Here is a 19,435-nt window from a genome sequence, read left to right as displayed (position 1 = left end):
TCTCCGTTCTCCGTTCTCCGTTCTCCGTTCTCCGTTCTCCGTTCTCCGTTCTCCGTTCTCCGTTATTGATATTTCTGCCTTAACTCATCTTTTTCTTGATCTGATAAAAATGCGATTTTAAGACCATTTTCTTGAGCTGTATAAATTTGCTCAGGACTTAAACCTGCCAATGGGGCAGCAGTTAAATATTCATGTTGTATCTCAATGCCTTCAACTGCTGGGTCATCTGTATTAATGGTGGCAAGTACACCATGTTCTAAAAAAGTCTTTAATGGATGCTCTGTTAAAGAAGGCACTGTGTTGGTTTGAATATTTGAGGTAAGGCAAGATTCAATACCAATCTGATGTTTTGCCAAATAATCTAAAAGTTTTAAATCTTGAACTGCTTTAACACCATGTCCAATCCGTTCGGCGCCTAATTCTTCAATGGCTTGCCAAATACTTTCTGGGCCGGCAGCTTCGCCTGCATGTACGGTAATGTGCCAACCTGCATCACGTGCTTTTTTAAAGTGATCAATAAATAAATTGCCCGGAAAACCAAGCTCATCTCCAGCAAGATCCAACGCTTTAATATCATTTTTATGGGCGAGTAGGGCATTTAATTCTTTTTCACAGGCTTCTTGGCCAAAAGTACGACTCATAATGCCAATTAAATTCGCTTTTACGCCGTACGCCTGACTGCCTTCTTTTACACCAGCAATCACAGCTTCAACTACGCCTTCAAGTGGGAGTTGATGGGTCATACCCATGTAACCCGGGGAAAAACGCAGTTCTACATAGTCTAGGCCTTGCTGTGCTGCATCCTGCATGTTTTCAAAAGCAACACGCTTGCAGGCATCTAGGCTCGCTAATACCTTTACGCCCCAATCGAGCTTAGATAAAAAACTTAATAAGTCTGGTTGGTTATCCATCACTTGTACGTGGGGTCGTAAAGATTCAATGTCGTAAGCAGGTAAATCTAAATTGTATTGTTGCCCCAAGTCTAAAATGGTTTGAATGCGGATGTTGCCATCAAGGTGGCGGTGTATATCTGTAAGTGGAAGCGTTTTAGTAATCATAAATTTCTTCTTATCTGTTGCTATTAATTCATCATGCCTGTTTAGTTGCGCTGATAAAAGTTTGGATTTGCTATGTTTTTGTGAAAAGCGTTGAGTTGAGTTTTTTGAACTTACTATATTTGTATAAGTTTTAATTTTGATGACATTGTTCTGGCCTAAGAAGACAACGCAGTCTGTGTAAGATACGAGCACCAAGATTTTTATTGTTTTTAATTTCGCTGAGCCTGTTTTTTGTTGACTCTTCAACAATAGATTGGCTGAAGAATGGTCATTGGTATTTTGCCTTTTACTTGTAAAGATGAATAAAGGCTTGCTAAAGACCAAACTGATAAAGCGATTAATTTATCTGTAGAAATCTATTTCTGGCAAGTAAATGAAAAAGAAGAAATAGGAAGCGCTCAAATGAAGTCGGTACTTTGTCATCAAGCAACATTGCAAGTGGTGGACCAACCAAAATTAACCCCTGCTAAAGGACAGGTTTTATTGGAAGTGGTGCGATGTGGGATCTGTGGCTCTGATTTGCATATGCAGCATCACTGCGACCACATGCATGATTTGGCTGCACGTGTCGGGTTTAATGGTTTAGCGAAGTCTACAGACCCGTTTGTACTAGGACATGAATTCTGCGGCAAGGTTTTAGACTACGGCCCAAAAACACGTCATAAATTTAAAGCCGATACACTTGTCTGTGCAATGCCTCTTTTAAATGTAGATCAGCATGGTTACTTGTCTACAGGGCTTTCACCAAATGCATCTGGTGGCTATGCCGAGCAAGTATTGGCTCAATCGAGCTTGATGTTTGAAGTACCCAACGGTCTAGATGCCGATAGTGCTGCCATGACTGAACCTATGGCGGTTGCATTGCATGCTGTTCGCCGTAGCCGTGTGAAAACTGGTGAACCTGCGATTGTGATTGGCTGTGGTCCTGTCGGGCTAGGTGTCATATTAATGCTTAAAGCAGCTGGGGTTAAAACTGTAGTTGCCAGCGACTTTTCACCAAACCGCCGTAAGCTTGCCGAGCAATGTGGTGCGGATATTGTGGTAGACCCTAAAGAGACATCGCCATTTGCCAACTGGAAAGAGTTTGGTTTGCTTGGCAATGTTTCTGATGCAATTAACATGGGCATGGGACTGTTTGATAAGTTGCAAGCGACACGCTTACCTTGGTGGCATGGATGGCGCATGATTGACAAATTAGGCGCTCTACCAAAACGTCCTGTTATTTTTGAGTGTGTAGGCGTACCGGGTGTTTTGCAGCAAATTATTGAAGGTGCACCTTTGTTTTCCCGAATTGTTGGGGTGGGCGTGTGCATGCAAAGTGACAAAATAGAACCCGCACTTGCGATTAATAAAGAGCTAGAAATTCAGTTTGTGTTGGGCTATACACCGCTTGAGTTTAGAGATGCGCTACACATGATTGCAGAAGGGAAAGTGAACTGTTCACCACTGATTACGGGTGTTGTTGGCCTAGAAGGGGTTACGAGTGCATTTGAAGCATTACGTGATCCTGAACAGCATGCCAAAATCTTGATTGACCCGAAACGTAGCGGTTCAGATATTCAATTAATGAGTCATTAATTTCAAAGTTATTTATGCTTAACTAAAAGGTTGTGATCTTATCAATCACAATCTTTTTTTATGCGTATAGATCGCACAAAGTGGCTCAGCTAATTTGTATTACTTTTTAGTTGTTCTAGTTCTTGGTAAATCCACTCAACAAATTTTTGAATAGTCGGTGAGATGTCTTGGCTTGAGTGAATGAGATAGTATTTTCGGCTACCTTTTAGTTTTTTATTAGAAACAATCACCAGTTCCTTTTTTTGTAGTTCAGACTCAATCAACATTTGTGGAATTAGAGCCATTCCCATGTCATGGCTAGCAGCAACAGCAAGCATTGAAAATAACTCATGGCGCTGTCCATCAAAAGGTTTCGGGTGCTGCATGTGATGGGTCAGAAACCATTCTTGCCAAATACTAGGTCGAGTGGTTTGTTGCAGTAGGGGAATTTTCAGCAAATCTTCCGAGCTTAGATCATAGGTATTTTCATTGATCATGACTGCATCTGGAAAATACTTTTCGATGAGTCTTGGTGAGCACACAGGTACAATTTCTTCATCCATTAAATAATGTGCTTGTATACCGGGCCAGTGGTCAATTTGCTGCTGAGTACCTGCAAAAATAGCAGCGTCAAAAATATTGTCATTAAATAAAAAGGGCTTGGTACTGGTTTCTAAGTGAACCGTAATTTCAGGGTGTTTTTGATTTAAAAGATGAAGCTTGGGTAACAACCAGCGCGTTGCAAAGGTAGGTACTACACCTAACTTTAGTGTGCCACCTAAACCTTTATGAGAAATCACATCGGCTGTACATTTCTCTAGTCCTAACAAGTAAGGTTTAATGCTTTTAAAATACTGCTGACCTGCAATGGTGAGTTCAACACCATGCCGAGTACGTATAAAGAGTTCAACGCCCAAGAAATCTTCTAACTGCTGAATTTGGCGCGAGACTGCACTTTGGGTAATACATAACTCTTGCGCAGCATAGGTATAACTTAGATGTTTTGCTGCACTTTCAAAGCAAATCAGGCCCTGAATGGATGGGATACTTCTTCGCATAAATAAATCCTTTTATTTGTCGTCATATTTCAAAACAGCATATGACCTAAATGCAGAGAGCAGAGTTTAGTATAAAAATAAGCTATTTCTAATGAAATACAACGAATTAAATATCAAAATTTAAACCTTCTTATTTTAAATATGCGTAAGTCGCATATCTGCATGAACATTTATCGTTTGATTACTGAATTTTTCACGCATAACATCGAGTTAAATAAAGAAGATCAAATCAAGCAGAGGATGCGATGAATCACATGGTGACAACAAAAAAAGCAAAAGTTCAATTTAACTGGCAAGACCCATTTTTAATTGAGCAACAGCTTACCGAAGATGAGCGCATGATTCGTGATGCTGCTCACGCCTATTGCCAAGAACGTTTGCAACCACGTGTACTTGAACAATTTCGTCATGAAACAACAGATCCATCTATTTTTCGTGAAATGGGAGAGCTCGGCTTACTGGGGCCAACCATTCCTGAGCAATATGGCGGCGCAGGTTTGAACTATGTGAGTTATGGTTTGGTTGCGCGTGAAATTGAATATGTCGATTCGGGTTACCGCTCTATGGCGAGCGTGCAAAGCTCATTGGTCATGGTTCCGATCCATGAATTTGGTACCGAAGAGCAAAAGCAAAAGTATTTACCTAAACTAGCTACGGGTGAATATATTGGTTGTTTTGGTTTGACAGAACCTGATCATGGCTCAGACCCGGGCAGTATGATTACCCGTGCTAAAAAAGTTGATGGTGGTTACCGTTTGACTGGCGCAAAAATGTGGATTACCAATAGTCCAATTGCCGATGTATTTGTAGTCTGGGCAAAAGAAGTTTCTGCTGAAGGCAATGTCGGTGATATTCGCGGCTTTATTTTAGAAAAGGGCTGGGAAGGTCTATCTGCACCTGCCATTCATGGCAAGGTTGGTTTACGTGCATCAATTACAGGTGAAATCGTGATGGATAACGTATTTGTACCTGAAGAGAATGTGTTCCCTGAAATTCGAGGTTTAAAAGGCCCATTTACCTGTCTAAATAGCGCCCGTTATGGTATTGCATGGGGTGCAATGGGTGCTGCCGAGTTCTGCTGGCATACTGCACATCAATACACCATGGACCGCAAACAATTTGGTCGTCCGTTGGCTGCAAATCAGTTGATTCAAAAGAAACTGGCAGATATGCAAACTGAAATTGCTTTGGGTTTACAGGCAGCTTTACGTTTTGGCCGTATGAAAGATGAAGGTATTGCATCAGTTGAAGGGACATCTTTAATTAAGCGTAATAACTGTGGAAAGGCGCTTGATATCGCTCGTATGGCGCGCGACATGATGGGTGGAAATGGTATTAGTGACGAGTTTGGCGTAGCACGTCATTTGGTTAACCTTGAAGTCGTGAATACCTATGAAGGCACACATGATGTTCATGCTTTGATTTTAGGTCGTGCACAAACAGGCATAGCCGCATTTAGTAACTAACTCATTAATTTTTAAAAGATAAAGGTGTTCTTTCGAGAGCACCTTTAGGGATTTTTACTCAAAAATTTATGGATAATGACAAGATTCATCGTAAGGATACTCATGTAAAGATATGCCTCTGTGTACTTAAAACCAAATGTAAGATGATGAAAATATAGAAGATTAAGTCATACAGAAAACATAAGTAAGCTATCGATGACTCATTTGGGAAAATGAGGAACTAAAGATGAACAATGATGTTCAAGTAATATCGAAAGAATTAAGAACTACATTTCCAAGTAACCTTGGAACATACGAAAGAATTGGCCCTCATACATGGAAATGGGCGTTGTTATTTGCCTATTTCGCGATGGTGGTCGATGGCATTGATATTATGCTGCTGTCTTATAGCTTGACCAGTTTAAAGGCAGAGTTTGGTTTAAGTACCTTTCAAGCGGGTGCATTAGGCAGTGCTTCTTTGGCGGGTATGGGTATTGGCGGTATTTTGGGTGGTTGGGCATGTGATAAGTTTGGTCGTGTACGAACGATTGCCAACTCTGTAACCTTCTTTTCGGTAGCGACCTGTTTATTGGGCTTTACGCAAAGCTTCGAGCAATTTATGGCTTTACGTTTTATTGGTGCTTTGGGTATTGGAGCACTTTATATGGCCTGTAATACTTTAATGGCTGAATATGTGCCGACCACTTATCGTACAACGGTATTGGGTACATTACAGACGGGTCAGACCGTAGGTTATATTGCGGCGACGTTATTAGCTGGCGCAATTATTCCAGATCATGGCTGGCGCGTTTTATTCTTCCTGACCGTAGTACCTGCTTTCGTTAATATTTTCCTGCAACGGTTTGTACCAGAGCCAAAATCTTGGCAGCTCACCAAAATTGAAAGCTTGCAAGGCAACAGACAGCCTAAAGAAAGAGTAGTAGCTGAAAAGCCAAAAAGTAGCAGTATCTACAAACAAATCTTTAATAACTTTAAGCACCGTAAAATGTTTTTGTTGTGGATGACCACAGCATTTTTCTTACAGTTTGGTTATTACGGCATTAACAACTGGATGCCAAGTTATTTAGAAACAGAAGTGCATATGAACTTTAAAAACTTAACCAGTTATATGGTGGGTTCATATACAGCAATGATTCTAGGCAAAATTTTAGCGGGTTATCTTGCTGATAAATTTAACCGCCGTGCTGTTTTTGTGTTTGGCACAATTGCGAGCGCCGTGTTTTTGCCAATCATTATTTTCTTCAATACCCCTGACAATATTCTGTATTTATTAATCACTTTTGGCTTTTTATATGGCATTCCATACGGTGTGAACGCGACTTATATGGCTGAAAGTTTTTCAACCGATGTACGCGGAACAGCCATTGGCGGGGCTTATAACATTGGTCGTGTCGGGGCAGCGATTGCACCAGCAACCATTGGTTTCTTGGCATCGGGCGGTACGTTTACCATGGCCTTTATTGTGATGGGCGCTGCGTATTTTGTGGCGGGTGTATTGCCGGGCTTATTTATTAAAGATCGTCAGTACGATCCGCAAAAACAATCATAAACAATGACAAGAAGGTGCGTTGAGTACCTTCTAAAAAGATAAGGGTATCGTTATGGGTGCATTACAAGGAATTCGGGTTTTAGATTTAAGTCGTGTGCTTGCAGGGCCGTGGTGCGGACAGATCTTGGCAGACCTTGGCGCGGAAGTCATTAAAATTGAACGTCCTCGAGTAGGTGATGACACTCGTATGTGGGGACCGCCATGGATGCCCGATCAAGACGGAAACATGACCCGTGAATCTGGCTATTTTCAGTGTACCAACCGCAATAAATATTCAGTTGCGGTGGACATTACCACACCTGATGGTCAGGCCTTAATTTATGAAATTGCCAAGACTGCTGACGTGGTCATTGAAAATTATAAGACAGGGTCTTTGGCTAAATATGGTTTGGACTATGCGTCATTAAGTGTGCTGAACCCGAACATTGTGTATTGCTCGATTACCGGTTTTGGGCAAGATGGCCCACGTGCAGAAGAACCCGGCTATGATTTTATTATTCAGGGTATGTCCGGCTTAATGAGCATTACTGGTGAGCCTGATGATGTGGCAGGCGGCGGTGCGCAAAAGGTTGGTGTGGCTGTTGTAGATATTCAAACGGGATTGTATTCAACCATCGCGATTCAGGCAGCTTTGATTGCACGGTCACACACAGGACGTGGACAATATATTGATATGTCACTCCTTGATGTGCAGGTCTCGGCACTGGCAAATCAGGGAATGAACTATTTAGCCTCAGGTAAAGCCCCGCAGCGCATGGGTAATCAACATCCGAGTATTGTGCCGTATCAAACTTTTAAGGCTAAAGATAAAGAATTTATTATTGCTTGCGGTAACGATAAACAGTTTAAAGATCTGTGTGTTGCGATTGGTTATCCAGAGTTACTCGAAAATGAAAAATTTGTGTGCAACCAGGACCGCGTAAAATATCGAAATGAACTGATTCCTTTATTGTCGGAGCACTTTTTACAGAAAACTGCTAAAGAATGGGTCGACATGATTCATGCGCTTAAAGTACCCGTAGGTGTTATCAACTCTATTGAAGATGCTTTGGCTGAACCACAAATCGTCCATCGCAATTTGGTGGTCAATATTCCTCATCGTTTAAATGAATACTTTCAAACGATTGGTTCACCAATCAAAATGTCTGATACTCCAGTTGAATATCATCATGCGCCGCCAGAGCTTGGTGAACACACTGCTCAGATCTTATCGAGATTTAAAACAGCAGAAGAACTGGCTGCGCTAAAAGAGAAAGGCATTATTGATGGAAAAATTGCTTAAGCTATTGCCGCTTTTAATGTGATTCAATTTAAATGAAAACTGTGATTCGCAATAAATCACAGTTTCTCATTAGAAAATAAGACTCTTAATATTTAAAAATAAGCGGCAGCTCTGGTCTGAAATCATGAATCATTCCTTGAGGCTCATGATCAAAACTAATTTCCATTAAATGCTCCGATCCATTAGTCACTTCAAAATTATCAACTGTATTGAACAGTAATGAAGTCGGGTGCTCTTCAAGGTTTGGAATAGAAACTTTAATCGCGGTGATTTCTGATAAACCTTTGTTATGCACAAGTGGTTGTTGTTTTTCTTTTGCAGCAAGATCTGGTCGTGAAGCAAATGAAAGGAAGAACCACATCGGTTCAGATACCACAGAATCTTTGGCAACATTTACTTCTAAGCTGGCTGGTAAATAGCTTGGCTTGTACACCCAATGAGGAAATTTTGCACCGTTATCATCTTTATTTTTAGGGCGAAAACAAATACCAAAAGGGGACGCGATATTATTTTGAGTACTTAGTCGCTCAAAAAGCAGAGTAGGTTTGGTGAGATCACTTGAGGCTTCTTCTGGGTTATTTAAAAAGATTAATTCGATAAAGCTATTTTTAAAGAAAAAGCGTCTGTTTTCTGTACCTTGACCCGGATGCTTGTTGGATGAACCTTCTGTTAGACCGAATTTTTTTAAAGTTTCAGCTTCGGGAGCGCCTGATTGTACACAAATAAAAATATGGTCCACTTCCATTTTAAGTTCTCATGCTAATGTTTATGAATATTAAATAATTGATTAATAGAGTTTTTCATGTTTGTCGCAAGTGTTTCATCGAAACCATCGACTAAAAAGCGGCTAATTAGCCCTTCAATCACCGTATAGATCAGCTCAGATAAAGCTTCACCATTCGGTATATTGCAGTTTTGTGCAATCAACACTTTAATCCATTGTTTATGAGCTTTAGAAATAGAAATAATGTCTTGATCATCTTGGTTCGATTCAGCGACCGCTCTTACAAATAAACAGCCTTTAAAAAAATCTTGCCTAAACCAATTGGTATGCCAATCAAGAATTTTATTGATGGCCTCTAACCCCGTTGCATCTCCCACATAGCCTAAAAGACTTTGCTTAAACCGTTCATCACGAGCAACGAGTACAGATTTAACCAGTTGATTTTTATTTTTATAGTAGGTGTACATGGTGGTTTTAGAGCAGCCAGATTCATCGCGAATCAAGTCAACGCCAACCCCGACAAAACTATTTTCATTAAATAACTTCTCGGCTGTATCTAATATTTTTAAGGCAGATTTTGACATAAAACTTTTCCAAAAAATAAAATAGTACAGATCTGTACTATTTGAAATTTTATCTATATGCTTTTTAAAAAGCAAATTTTTGTTTGAGGAAAAAAATCATGTTCTCGATCTTTTATGGCAAAGAAAAACTGGCTCCATCGCCCACTAAAGTTGATATTTTAAGAAGCCTTATTGGGGGGACGGTCAGTATTTTTATACTTCTGTGGTTGAGCAAGCTCACACATAATATCTTTATCATGGCGCCGTTTGGTGCGACCTGTGTATTGCTCTATACCGTGTCGCAGTCACCTTTGGCACAGCCCAGAAATATTATATTTGGGCATCTTATTTCGGCTTTTGTAGGTTTGTTTTTTCTAAAATTTGTCGGTGTTTCCATTTTTACAATTGCTTTTTCAGTGGGCTGTGCCATTGCGCTCATGCAGGTTTTTAAATGTGTTCATCCACCTGCTGGAGCTAATCCTTTGGTTATTTTACTCACTGCAAGCAGCATACATTACCAGTGGAGTTTCTTAATTTTCCCTGTTTTGGTTGGTGCAGTGTCTTTAGTTTTAGTGGCGATGCTCATTAATAATATTAAAGCGAGTACCAAGTGGCCAATGTATGGCTTGGGAATTTTAAACAGTAAAAAGTAGGGATGGCATGAAGTGTTTTGAGCTTAAAATAATGAAAGTATTCACTACGCCAAGATAGTGAATACTTTTGAATGAACTTATGATTTCTTGGAAATACGTTCTTCGATGGCAAATTTGAGTAAAGAAGCACTGCGGTAAAAACCATGTGCGAACTTTCCAAATGGCATGGTAATAAAGAATGTCATGACTGTGGCTAAATGGAAAATCAGTAAAAGTGCCATGTAAGGGGTATTGCGAAATGCCATGAGTGCTAGCCCTGAAGCACTAACGATAAGTAGAAGGAAAATAAAGCCTCGATCTACAGGTTTTTGCTCACGGTCACCATGCAACGGATGACGTTTAAGATTTAAATAGAGTAAGCCAGCAGGCCCGACAACTAAGCCAATTCCACCTAAAGTGCCTAAAATCACAGGCAAGCTTAGGTAAGGATAAGGTGCATGTAGGTCAAGAAAATAATGATATAAAGTCGCTACACCCGTAGCTGCGAAGCAGAGCATAAAGCCGTAAAAAGTTAGATGATGGAACACACGGCGGATTTGTGTGTAACGGTCATCTTGCTCATTACAGCCTTTGCCATGTCCACCATCTAAATATTTAAGCGTTAAGACATTTTGGGTAGCTTGAACCAGATCGGGTTTCTCAACTTTGCCATGAATGACTTTAGAGGTTTGTCGCCAGAATTTGCCAATTCCAATGCCGAGCAGAACAATTGCAACTGTAAAGGTCGCTCCAAATAATAGAGCTAAAAAGTTATGCGGGAAAATCGCATAGAAATTACCTTGATAGCCTGCAAACAGGTCGGTGCCTTTGTACCACACCACAGCTAACATGCAAAAAAAGAAAATAAGTGTTAACACCGAGACAAAAGGAATACCTACAGACTTATAAAGTCGACCTAAAGGCTGCGGGGTCGCAAACTCTTGGTAAGTTTCTAAACGTACTTGTGCCATCGCTTTTGGAATGTTTACCCCAAACTCATGCGGTGGGGCATATTGGCAAGCGTGTAAACACGCACCACAGTTATGGCACAGGTTTGCGAGGTAATGAATATCGGCTTGGTTAAACTCAAGGCGTTTGGTCATGGCTGCAAAAACAGCGCAAAAAGACTCACAGTAGCGGCAAGCATTACAAATCTGTAGGGCTCTTTGGACTTCTTGCTCATGGTCAGAGAGCTGAACAACTGGAATTAGGGCTTTGCTATTAGCATTCATGTTCAACTCCTTGTGAAAGTGCATAGTGGGCTGCATTTTTTCCGGCAATGCGTCCAAAGGTCGTGCCAATCGACATACCAACGCCTGCGGTATAACCCTGACCAAGCACGTTACCTGCCATCATTTCACCTGCGACAAACAGGTTGCGGCTGGCTTTATTGTTAAAACGTACCGCAGCATCGTCTTCGACTTTTAAACCTAAATAGGTAAAGGTAATGCCGGGTTTAAGCGCATAGGCATAGAAGGGTGGCTGGTCGAGAGGAACGGCCCAATGAGTTTTGTTGGGAACAATATTTTCGGTGGTGCAGTTATCTAAAACAGTATGGTTAAAGGTGCCTTGCACACAGGCTTGATTAAATTCTTCTACGGTATGGCATAAGGTTTTGGCATCTAGCCCGATTTTTTCGGCCAGTTCTTGAATGCTATTTGCTTTTACACCCGCAAATACAGGTGGCATAAAACGACCAATGGCTTTTGAATCAATAATCGAATAAGCAATTTGCTGGGGTTGTTTAGCAACAAGACGGCCCCAAATCGCATAACGTTTTGGCCAGAAGTCTTCGCCTTCATCGTAAAAACGTTCGGCTTTGTTATTGACCACAATTCCCAAGGAAACGCAGTCAATGCGAGTACAAATACCACCATCATATAACGGTGCTCTTGCATCTACGGCTACGCAATGTGATTGTGATGGGTCACCAATAATATCGGCGCCTTGATCTATCATAAATTTGAGTAAGTTGCCTTGATTAAAGCGAGTTCCACGAATAATGAAGTTATCGGCAGGCCATTCGCCGTTTTCATTTTGTCCCCATGCTTCTCTTAACCATTCAAGATTTGACTCAAAACCACCTGCGGCTAATACACAGCTTTTTGCTTTAAATACACGTCCATCTTCAGCAATTGCAGCTTCAAAATGTCCTTGATTTAACTTTAGATCTTTAATTTTTGTGTTGTATAAAATTTCAATACCAAGTTCTTGGGCACTACGGTAATACGCATTAATGAGGGCTTTACCACCACCCATAAAAAAGGCATTGGTACGTGCAACATGTAAAGCACCCGATAGTGGCGGCTGAAAATTCACACCATGTTTACGCATCCAGTCACGACAGGTCGCCGTGCTACGAATGACCAGACGGGCTAAGTGCTCATTGGTTTTGCCCGCAGTCACTTTAAGTAGGTCTTGCCAATATTCTTCCTCGGGATAGGCATCGACTAATACATCTTGAGGAGCATCATGCATACAGCGAAGGTTACGAGTGTGTTGTGAGTTACCACCACGCCACTCTTTAGGTGCTGCTTCTATTACCAGTACAGAAGCGCCACTTTCTTTTGCCGTGAGTGCGGCACACAGTGCGGCATTCCCACCACCAATTACAATCACATCATGCATGGATTTCTCCCTTTCTCAGCTAGGGCTAATGTAGCTTTAAAAGGGAAGATGAAGTGAGAGGCTAGGCTTGAATGGGTGTTTAGTAAAAATAAACACTAACAGCTTAAGTGTTTATGAGTTTCGCACCGGGCCAGCGCTTTTCATTAATCAAGTTTGCTACACAGGCACGAATCACCACTTTCGTAGCTAAAGTAGCTGGGGAGAGTTCTTCTTCAGAGAGACTAATTAAATAGTTAATACGCTCAATGGCAGGTTCTACAACGCGTAGCAAACACAAGTCTTGCCTTGAGTTTAACGATGCACCCGCAGGTTGAATGGTTGCCATTTCGAGTTGACTAATGCTTTCCATTAACAAATGCAGCCCATCAATTTCATAGGCCACTTTAAGTTGATGAATTTTCTGTTCGAGCAACAAGCGCAGCCCATGTCGTTGACTCGGTAAAATCAGGGGAAGTTCTTTAAGCTGTGAATGATTAATGGTCTGAGTGTCGATACAGCTTTCAAGGTGGTACTGACTCAACACTTCTTTAGGCGAGATTAAAAACATCTGTTCTTTGACTAAAGGCTGTATGGCCCACTGTGGGTCGACATCGTCACTGAAGATGATGGCAACATCGAGTTGCCTTGCATTCACTAAGGCCTTGAGGTCCCCCGATAACCCTTCAATTAAACGGACTTTAATGTCGGGGTAACGGTTTCTCATGAGTTTTAAAAAATGTGTGCCAATAACAGCCGCAACACTCGGTGAAAAACCGACGGTGACGTGGCCACTTAAACGTGAAGAATGCGCAGAGTCTACGGCATGGTCTAGGTGTCTAAGTGCCAGTTGCACTTGTTGAAAAAAAGCTAAGCCCGCAGGGGTAGGAACCGTACCCAAAGCGGTACGTTGTAAAAGACGAATAGAAAGCTCGCTTTCTAATTTTGAGATTTGCTGGCTTAATGCAGAAGTTCCAATATCGAGATTTTTTGCAGCTTTACCCAAGCTTCCTGACTCGATCACTGCAATAAAATACTTTAATTGTTTCAGTTCCACGGCAAATACTACATTAACCTTTATGGATTAATTCTACACTGGTTTGTCGCTATAGTTTTTACTCTATTGCTTTGAGTAAACCACTAAAAGAGAAAAGGCAGCATCACCTCAAGACGTTGCCTTTTAGAGCTTTTATTCTTTAACCTGCTCAAGACCCTGTTCTTCAATAATTTGTGTTGCTTGTGGCGATTTCACAAATTTAATTAACTCTTTTGCGACTTTTGCATGTTCCGAGTTTTTACCAATGCCTGCCGCAAATACCGTCACTTTTTGATACGGTGCAGGGATTGGGCCGACTAATTCAACTTGACCATATTTGCCAGTAAAAGGTTTGATTTCACTAATTTGCTGGAAACCAATATCAAACTGGCCTTCGGCAATACGTTTTGCAACGCGGTCGCCTACCACTTTTTCTGCTTTACTCGAAATTACTTTGTACTCGACAGGTGGGAAGCTTGGGAAAACATCTTTTTCAAGATGTGTACCGCTCGCACTTGCTGAATAGCCGATGTGCTTGGCATTTAATAAAACTTTTTCAAATTTTTCTGCAGAACTGATATCTGGCTTTGGTGCACCTTTAGGGACAGCCATGCCAATGCTTGAATTTACTAAAGCACTTTGTGAATTGGGGTCTACATAACCCTTTTCTGCAAGCTTGTTGAGTTCAGGTGCAGCCAACACAACGACATCAAAACGTTCACCACGATCGAGTCGATTTGGAATTGCAGTTGGTGATGCACCCATTGATGAACCAGACGAGAGGTGAACCGTGTGACCAGTTTGTTTTTCAAATAATGGAATGAGTTTTTCCATAGATGAATAAAAACCACCTGAGCTAATCACTTCGATTGTATCTGCGTTAGTAAGAGTTGAGCCTAAGCCAGCACCAGCTAGGCAAATGGTCATGAAGATAGGGGACTTTTTCATAGTATCTCGCTTTAATGACAGGAGAACACAGTACGGAGATTTAAGATCTGCCGTACTGTTCATTAAAATTTCAGGTTAAGTAGTAGTTGTTTTAAGCGCTAATCTTTGCAGGTTCAGCAATCGCGTCAGTATTTTTCTGTTTAGAACCGCGGCATAGATACAAGCTTGAGATGAGGCTACAGACCGCAGCAAGCATGAGCCAGAAAGCAGGGGTACTTGGGTTGCCTGTGTTTTCGACAAGGAAGGTACAAGCCATTGGTGTCATACCACCAAAAATAGCGGCTGCAAGGCTGAACGCTAAAGAGAAACCAACTGTACGTACACGTTTCGGCATCACTTCTGCAAGCGTTGCGACCATGGTTCCGTTGTACATACCAAAGAAGAACGAGAAGTAAGCAAGCGTAATTAGAAGGTTTGAGAAGCTAATGTTGCTCACTAACCAACTTAAAACCGGATAACTTGTAAAGAGAGCAAGTGTGGTAATGCCGACTAGAACTGGGCGGCGACCAATTTTGTCTGAAAGCAAACCACCCATTGGTAACCAGAAGAAATTAGACAAACCAACAAACACGGTTGCTAAAAGGCTATCTGTTACTGACATTTCTAAAGTACGTTTTGCATATACTGTGGTGTAAACCGTAATGAAATAGAACGTGGTTGTGGTCATGGCACTCATCATCATGCCTGCAAGGACGATGCGCCAGTTGCTTGCCAGTGTGCTGAAAATTTCTTTTGTTGAAGGATGAGTCTTTTGCGATTTAAAGTCTTCAGTTTCCTCTAAAGTACGACGGAACAAGAAGATTAAAGGAATAATCAAACAACCGATTAAGAACGGAATACGCCAGCCCCATTCACCCACTTGAGCAGTAGTTAAGATGGTGTTGAGCCAGTAGCCAAGTAATGCGGCAAACACAACAGCAACTTGTTGGCTGCCAGACTGCCAGCTTGTGATAAATCCACGATTTTTATCCGTTGCAATTTCTGCTAGATAAATAGAAACACCGCCAGATTCAACACCTGCCGAGAAGCCTTGTAATAGACGTCCAATCACCACCAAAATCGGCGCAATAATACCTATGGTTTCATAACCTGGTACAAAGGTAATTAAGATGGTTCCGATGGCCATAAGACTTAAAGTAACAATGAGACCTTTGCGTCGACCAACTCTGTCGACATAAGCGCCCAAGAAAATAGCGCCGAGAGGACGCATAAGAAAGCCCGCAGCAAATACGGTAAATGTCATCATTAAAGAGACATATTCATTTTCAGAGTGGAAAAATTTTGCCGCGATATAAGTGGCATAGAAACCAAAAAGAAAAAAGTCGTACTGCTCTAAAAAGTTGCCACTCGTTACATTTAATATTTTTTTAAAAGTAGCCCTACGGTTATTCACGACATCCATTGGAGACCTCCTTGGCCTGACAAAATGGAAACATTCACGATTTTCGAGGCTGGACCTAAATTGATTCAATCAATAAATCTAAAGAGCAAATGGGTTAGAGATGAGATTTAGTGAGGTCCTTTGCAGAAAATGTGATGCCTTGTTTCCAGTTCAAACTACACATCTATATTTCGATAAGCAGAAAACCACTTATCATTCGGACGAAAATGTAATCTCAAAAAGCAGGAGGGAGTGAGAGGGCAAAATTAATTAGGTATTTAATAAAATTAATGACTCTTTATAAAATAATTTCCGAACATGGCCAAATCTGGTTTTGAATCAAATCTTTCACGCAAGCCTTAATGGCTGACTTTGCAGCAAGTGCAGCAGGTGATAATTCTTCTTCGGCGAGGCTCACCAAATAATTGATTCGTTCAACTTCAGGTTCTACTAACTTGAGCAATTGAAGCTTATGTTTGTACTCTTGCAGACAAGCGCTGCCTGGGCGGACACTGGCAAGGTCGAGATGAATTAGACTATCCATGAGTAAGTGTAGGCCATCAATTTCATAGACGACGTTAAGCTGACCAATCTTGTGCTCAAGTAACTTTCTTAAACTATGGCGCTGGCGTGGTAATACTAAAGGAAGGTCTCCAATTTGTTGAGACTGAATCACACCACTTTTGATGCAATCGGCAAGACCATATTCTTCTAGCACTTCCTTGCGTGCCATTAAATACATTTGCTCGCGTACCAAGGGTTGAATCGACCACTGTTTATCAATTTCATTGGTAAAAATAATCGCGATATCGAGCTGACGCGAGTTAATAGATTGAATCAGATTACCTGATAGCGTTTCCACAATCTCTAAACGAATATCTGGGTAACGTTCAGACATTAGTTTCATTAAAGGGATGCCAATCAAAGCAGTAATGGTCGGTGGAAAACCAAGGCTGACATGTCCAGACAGTCGTGCAGAATGAGCAGCATCTACTGCGAAGTTCACTTGACGTAAAATAAGTTGAGAATGTTTTAAAAAGGCGAGACCTGCGGGAGTAGGAGTGACACCAAAGGCATTACGCTGTAATAGGCGAATGCTTAGCTCTTGTTCTAATTTACTAATTTGCTGGCTAATTGCAGAAGCGCCCACATCAAGTTTTTGGGCAGCTTTACCAATACTGCCCGCTTCAACCACAGTCAAAAAATACTTTATTTGTTTGATTTCCATAATAAATGTGTTCGCTCATCATCCTTGATTTAATTTGCACAGATATGAAGGATTGGGAAATCTATCATGCGCTTTAATATTAACAGCAATCCATAAAAAAGATCTTTAATTTGATATTCTAAAAACAATAAAACGATCTTTTTCAACTTTAATATTAAAATTTATTCTCTAACTTTTATTTATTATTACGATAAATTTACCGCTAGATTTTCAGTCTTTCACATTCCCTATTCTTAGAATTTTAACCTATTTAATTTTACTAATGCCCCCTTTAATTTATTGGTATCACGATGTTTTCTTGATCTGTGCTTTAATCTTTTCAAATGAAAAAGGGAGCACATTAAATGCATGATGCATTAAAAAATATGATGGATTTTCAAATTATGAAGAAGAGTAATTGATTAAATAACTATTGGAAAAATATATGAGTATTTAGCTCATTTGATCAGAAGGGAAGATTGGGTAAACAGGTTTATTTATTTAAATATTAACGTTACCCATAGCATGGATATGCAAAAGACAACTCAATAGATTAAGTTTTTACTATCTTGTTGTTATTCATCAGTATTATTTAACCGAAGCATTTTTAGATATTTTTGCAAAGGTTTTAATTCTCATTATAGATCTGGTGATTGTCCTAACTTTCCCTCTCCTTAGCTATTTCTTTCAGTCGATTGATTCGTAATTTTTATAGTAACGCTGCATTAATGAAGTTCGCTGTGAAAAAGCGCATTTCAAAACATAAGACCAAAACTAAAAACCAATAAGCATGATCGTGCCAAGGAGGTCGATTATGGAGATTGGTAAAAATCAAAATATGAATAGAGCAAACGTTATAAGGATATATGTAACATGAAAAATTTAACTTTACTGGCATTAACATGCGTCAGTGTGACAATGGCTGGGTGTGGTTCAGGAAATGCTTCTAAAGAGGCGGGTCAGCCAAAACGGCCGGAATGTATAGCCCCAGCTAAGCCGGGTGGCGGGTTTGATATGACCTGTAAATTGATTCAATCTGGCTTTAAACAAACAGACCAGCTCAAAGATCCAATACGCGTAACCTATATGCCGGGTGGGGTAGGTGCCGTAGCCTATAACAAGATCGTAAACAGTGATCCTGCGAATAATAATGCCGTGGTTGCATTTTCCACTGGTTCACTCTTGAACTTAGCACAAGGAAAATTCGGACACTTCACTGAAAAAGATGTGAAATGGTTGTCTGGGGTCGCCGTCGATTATGGTTTGGTTTCGGTACATAAAGACTCACCATTGAAAAACCTTGATGACTTGATGAAAGCACTCAAAGAAAACCCAAAAGCACTTAGCTTTGGTGGTGCAGGAAGTGTAGGTGGTCAAGACTGGATGCAAACAGCAATGTTGGCAAAAAAAGCAGGTATTAGTCCTGCCGATTTAAGATTTGTTGCACTTGAAGGCGGTGGGGAAGTGCTGACTTCATTACTGGGGCAGCATATTCAAGTTGGGGTAGGCAATATTAGTGAAGTCAGTTCATACCTAGAGTCTGGTGATATTCGAGTTTTGGCAGTTTTTGCTAACAAGCGTTTAGATGGGAAGTTCTCAAAATTACCTACTGCAAAAGAGCAAGGCTATGACATTGAGTGGCCAGTCATCCGTGGTTTCTATATGGGACCAAAGGTCAGTGATGAAGCCTATGGTTGGTGGAAAAATGCCTTCGATAAAATGATGGCTAACCAGAAATTTGATGTAGTCCGTGAAAATCAGGATCTACTCCCATTTCAGCTGACAGGTGAAGAACTCACAGCTTATGTTTATAAACAAACTGAGGAAATGCGGCAGTTATCGCAAGAATATAAATTATCACAATAACAAATCGACTGGGTTGAGAAGCTATTTTTCAGCTCAGTTTTTTTCTGAGGATAGATGATGAAATCTGAACGGATTCTTACCGCCATTATTACGGTTTGCGGGTTATTTTTGTTGATTTATGCGAGCAATTTTGAAGCCCCAATTTCCTACGATCCAGTGGGCCCTAAAGCTTTTCCTATCTTATTAATGGGCTTAATTACAGCGAGTGCAGCATATCTCACTATTCGACCAGCCATTATGTTTGAACCCGTTGAGTTGGGATGGACAAAACATTTAATCGTTAAGTTAGCGTTGTGCGCGGTGGCTTTAACGCTATATGCATTAGTTTTTGAATGGCTCGGCTTTATTGTTGCAACCCTGTTGATGACCATTGCAGTGGGCAAACTTTTCCATGGCAAAACCATACCGGTTTTGGTGACAGGTTTGGTACTGAGCATGAGTACCTACTATATGTTTGACCGTTTCTTGGATGTGCCATTACCACTTGGATTTTTTGGTTAAGGA

At 40.8% G+C, this 19,435-nt stretch carries 16 protein-coding genes and 1 pseudogene; 7 read left to right on the top strand and 10 right to left on the bottom strand.

Features of this window, described 5'->3' with window-relative positions:
* Positions 1-62: 62 nt before the first annotated feature.
* Positions 63-1,058 (bottom strand): adenosine deaminase, encoded by a 996-nt coding sequence (add, locus tag RMB06_RS04150; RefSeq protein ID WP_311078488.1) that lies wholly within the window; start codon positions 1,056-1,058, stop codon positions 63-65.
* A 402-nt stretch (positions 1,059-1,460) separates the two neighbouring features.
* On the opposite strand from add, the gene RMB06_RS04145 reads away from it, so the two are divergent.
* Complete coding sequence (locus tag RMB06_RS04145) at positions 1,461-2,636, top strand: zinc-binding dehydrogenase (protein WP_311078487.1); 1,176 nt, start codon at positions 1,461-1,463, stop codon at positions 2,634-2,636.
* A gap of 89 nt (positions 2,637-2,725) precedes the next feature.
* On the opposite strand, the gene RMB06_RS04140 is transcribed toward RMB06_RS04145, so the two are convergent.
* Entirely contained in the window at positions 2,726-3,673 is a 948-nt protein-coding gene (locus RMB06_RS04140; protein ID WP_016802768.1) for a LysR substrate-binding domain-containing protein, read from the bottom strand.
* A 245-nt stretch (positions 3,674-3,918) separates the two neighbouring features.
* Between RMB06_RS04140 and RMB06_RS04135 the strand changes: the two genes are divergently transcribed.
* The 3 genes from RMB06_RS04135 (at position 3,919) to RMB06_RS04125 (ending at position 7,970) form a co-directional block, all read left to right on the top strand.
* A complete protein-coding gene (locus RMB06_RS04135) occupies positions 3,919-5,139 on the top strand; it encodes an acyl-CoA dehydrogenase (RefSeq protein WP_262463004.1) in 1,221 nt (406 codons plus the stop codon).
* A gap of 226 nt (positions 5,140-5,365) precedes the next feature.
* Complete coding sequence (locus RMB06_RS04130) at positions 5,366-6,688, top strand: MFS transporter (protein ID WP_311078486.1); 1,323 nt, start codon at positions 5,366-5,368, stop codon at positions 6,686-6,688.
* A gap of 52 nt (positions 6,689-6,740) precedes the next feature.
* Positions 6,741-7,970: a CaiB/BaiF CoA-transferase family protein gene (locus tag RMB06_RS04125; RefSeq protein WP_311078485.1), complete on the top strand. Its 1,230-nt coding sequence runs from the start codon at positions 6,741-6,743 to the stop codon at positions 7,968-7,970.
* Positions 7,971-8,055: 85 nt separating this feature from the next.
* On the opposite strand, the gene RMB06_RS04120 is transcribed toward RMB06_RS04125, so the two are convergent.
* Complete coding sequence (locus tag RMB06_RS04120; RefSeq protein ID WP_311078484.1) at positions 8,056-8,715, bottom strand: VOC family protein; 660 nt, start codon at positions 8,713-8,715, stop codon at positions 8,056-8,058.
* 14 nt (positions 8,716-8,729) lie between these two features.
* Positions 8,730-9,278 (bottom strand): TetR/AcrR family transcriptional regulator, encoded by a 549-nt coding sequence (locus tag RMB06_RS04115; protein WP_032042435.1) that lies wholly within the window; start codon positions 9,276-9,278, stop codon positions 8,730-8,732.
* Between the two features lie 98 nt (positions 9,279-9,376).
* On the opposite strand from RMB06_RS04115, the gene RMB06_RS04110 reads away from it, so the two are divergent.
* Positions 9,377-9,910 carry an HPP family protein gene (locus RMB06_RS04110; protein WP_016804365.1) on the top strand — a complete coding sequence of 178 codons (534 nt, stop codon included), beginning with the start codon at positions 9,377-9,379 and terminating at the stop codon, positions 9,908-9,910.
* 77 nt (positions 9,911-9,987) lie between these two features.
* On the opposite strand, the gene tcuB is transcribed toward RMB06_RS04110, so the two are convergent.
* The 6 genes from tcuB to RMB06_RS04080 form a co-directional block, all read right to left on the bottom strand.
* A complete protein-coding gene (gene tcuB, locus RMB06_RS04105; RefSeq protein ID WP_032056948.1) occupies positions 9,988-11,121 on the bottom strand; it encodes a tricarballylate utilization 4Fe-4S protein TcuB in 1,134 nt (377 codons plus the stop codon).
* Positions 11,111-12,517 carry an FAD-dependent tricarballylate dehydrogenase TcuA gene (tcuA, locus tag RMB06_RS04100; protein WP_311078480.1) on the bottom strand — a complete coding sequence of 469 codons (1,407 nt, stop codon included), beginning with the start codon at positions 12,515-12,517 and terminating at the stop codon, positions 11,111-11,113. The genes tcuB and tcuA overlap by 11 nt, the downstream gene beginning before the upstream one ends.
* 103 nt (positions 12,518-12,620) lie before the next feature.
* Positions 12,621-13,550 carry a LysR substrate-binding domain-containing protein gene (locus RMB06_RS04095; RefSeq protein WP_039767101.1) on the bottom strand — a complete coding sequence of 310 codons (930 nt, stop codon included), beginning with the start codon at positions 13,548-13,550 and terminating at the stop codon, positions 12,621-12,623.
* A gap of 132 nt (positions 13,551-13,682) precedes the next feature.
* Complete coding sequence (locus tag RMB06_RS04090) at positions 13,683-14,477, bottom strand: substrate-binding domain-containing protein (RefSeq protein ID WP_017402936.1); 795 nt, start codon at positions 14,475-14,477, stop codon at positions 13,683-13,685.
* 91 nt (positions 14,478-14,568) lie between these two features.
* Entirely contained in the window at positions 14,569-15,879 is a 1,311-nt protein-coding gene (locus RMB06_RS04085) for an MFS transporter (RefSeq protein WP_017387501.1), read from the bottom strand.
* Positions 15,880-16,156: 277 nt separating this feature from the next.
* Positions 16,157-17,086, bottom strand: a complete 930-nt coding sequence (locus tag RMB06_RS04080; protein ID WP_068613069.1) for a LysR family transcriptional regulator — start codon at positions 17,084-17,086, stop codon at positions 16,157-16,159.
* A 793-nt stretch (positions 17,087-17,879) separates the two neighbouring features.
* On the opposite strand from RMB06_RS04080, the pseudogene RMB06_RS04075 reads away from it, so the two are divergent.
* Together RMB06_RS04075 and RMB06_RS04070 are read left to right on the top strand one after the other, a co-directional pair.
* A pseudogene (locus RMB06_RS04075) lies at positions 17,880-18,931 on the top strand (Bug family tripartite tricarboxylate transporter substrate binding protein).
* A gap of 54 nt (positions 18,932-18,985) precedes the next feature.
* Positions 18,986-19,432, top strand: a complete 447-nt coding sequence (locus tag RMB06_RS04070) for a tripartite tricarboxylate transporter TctB family protein (RefSeq protein ID WP_080612898.1) — start codon at positions 18,986-18,988, stop codon at positions 19,430-19,432.
* Positions 19,433-19,435 lie beyond the last annotated feature (3 nt).

It is taken from the genome of Acinetobacter sp. V104_13, assembly GCF_031798995.1.
In the GTDB taxonomy this organism is placed as follows: domain Bacteria; phylum Pseudomonadota; class Gammaproteobacteria; order Pseudomonadales; family Moraxellaceae; genus Acinetobacter; species Acinetobacter pittii.
Note: the sequence above shows the minus strand (reverse complement) of the source record. Positions and strands in the feature narration are given on the sequence as shown.

Coding starts and splice junctions, on each gene's coding strand:
- RMB06_RS04080 (WP_068613069.1), bottom strand. CDS start 17,086: ATGGAAATCAAACAAATAAAGTATTTTTTGACTGTGGTTGAAGCGGGC.
- RMB06_RS04090 (WP_017402936.1), bottom strand. CDS start 14,477: ATGAAAAAGTCCCCTATCTTCATGACCATTTGCCTAGCTGGTGCTGGC.
- RMB06_RS04085 (WP_017387501.1), bottom strand. CDS start 15,879: ATGGATGTCGTGAATAACCGTAGGGCTACTTTTAAAAAAATATTAAAT.
- RMB06_RS04125 (WP_311078485.1), top strand. CDS start 6,741: ATGGGTGCATTACAAGGAATTCGGGTTTTAGATTTAAGTCGTGTGCTT.
- RMB06_RS04135 (WP_262463004.1), top strand. CDS start 3,919: ATGAATCACATGGTGACAACAAAAAAAGCAAAAGTTCAATTTAACTGG.
- RMB06_RS04145 (WP_311078487.1), top strand. CDS start 1,461: ATGAAGTCGGTACTTTGTCATCAAGCAACATTGCAAGTGGTGGACCAA.
- tcuB (WP_032056948.1), bottom strand. CDS start 11,121: ATGAATGCTAATAGCAAAGCCCTAATTCCAGTTGTTCAGCTCTCTGAC.
- RMB06_RS04120 (WP_311078484.1), bottom strand. CDS start 8,715: ATGGAAGTGGACCATATTTTTATTTGTGTACAATCAGGCGCTCCCGAA.
- RMB06_RS04070 (WP_080612898.1), top strand. CDS start 18,986: ATGATGAAATCTGAACGGATTCTTACCGCCATTATTACGGTTTGCGGG.
- tcuA (WP_311078480.1), bottom strand. CDS start 12,517: ATGCATGATGTGATTGTAATTGGTGGTGGGAATGCCGCACTGTGTGCC.
- RMB06_RS04130 (WP_311078486.1), top strand. CDS start 5,366: ATGAACAATGATGTTCAAGTAATATCGAAAGAATTAAGAACTACATTT.
- RMB06_RS04140 (WP_016802768.1), bottom strand. CDS start 3,673: ATGCGAAGAAGTATCCCATCCATTCAGGGCCTGATTTGCTTTGAAAGT.
- RMB06_RS04115 (WP_032042435.1), bottom strand. CDS start 9,278: ATGTCAAAATCTGCCTTAAAAATATTAGATACAGCCGAGAAGTTATTT.
- RMB06_RS04110 (WP_016804365.1), top strand. CDS start 9,377: ATGTTCTCGATCTTTTATGGCAAAGAAAAACTGGCTCCATCGCCCACT.
- add (WP_311078488.1), bottom strand. CDS start 1,058: ATGATTACTAAAACGCTTCCACTTACAGATATACACCGCCACCTTGAT.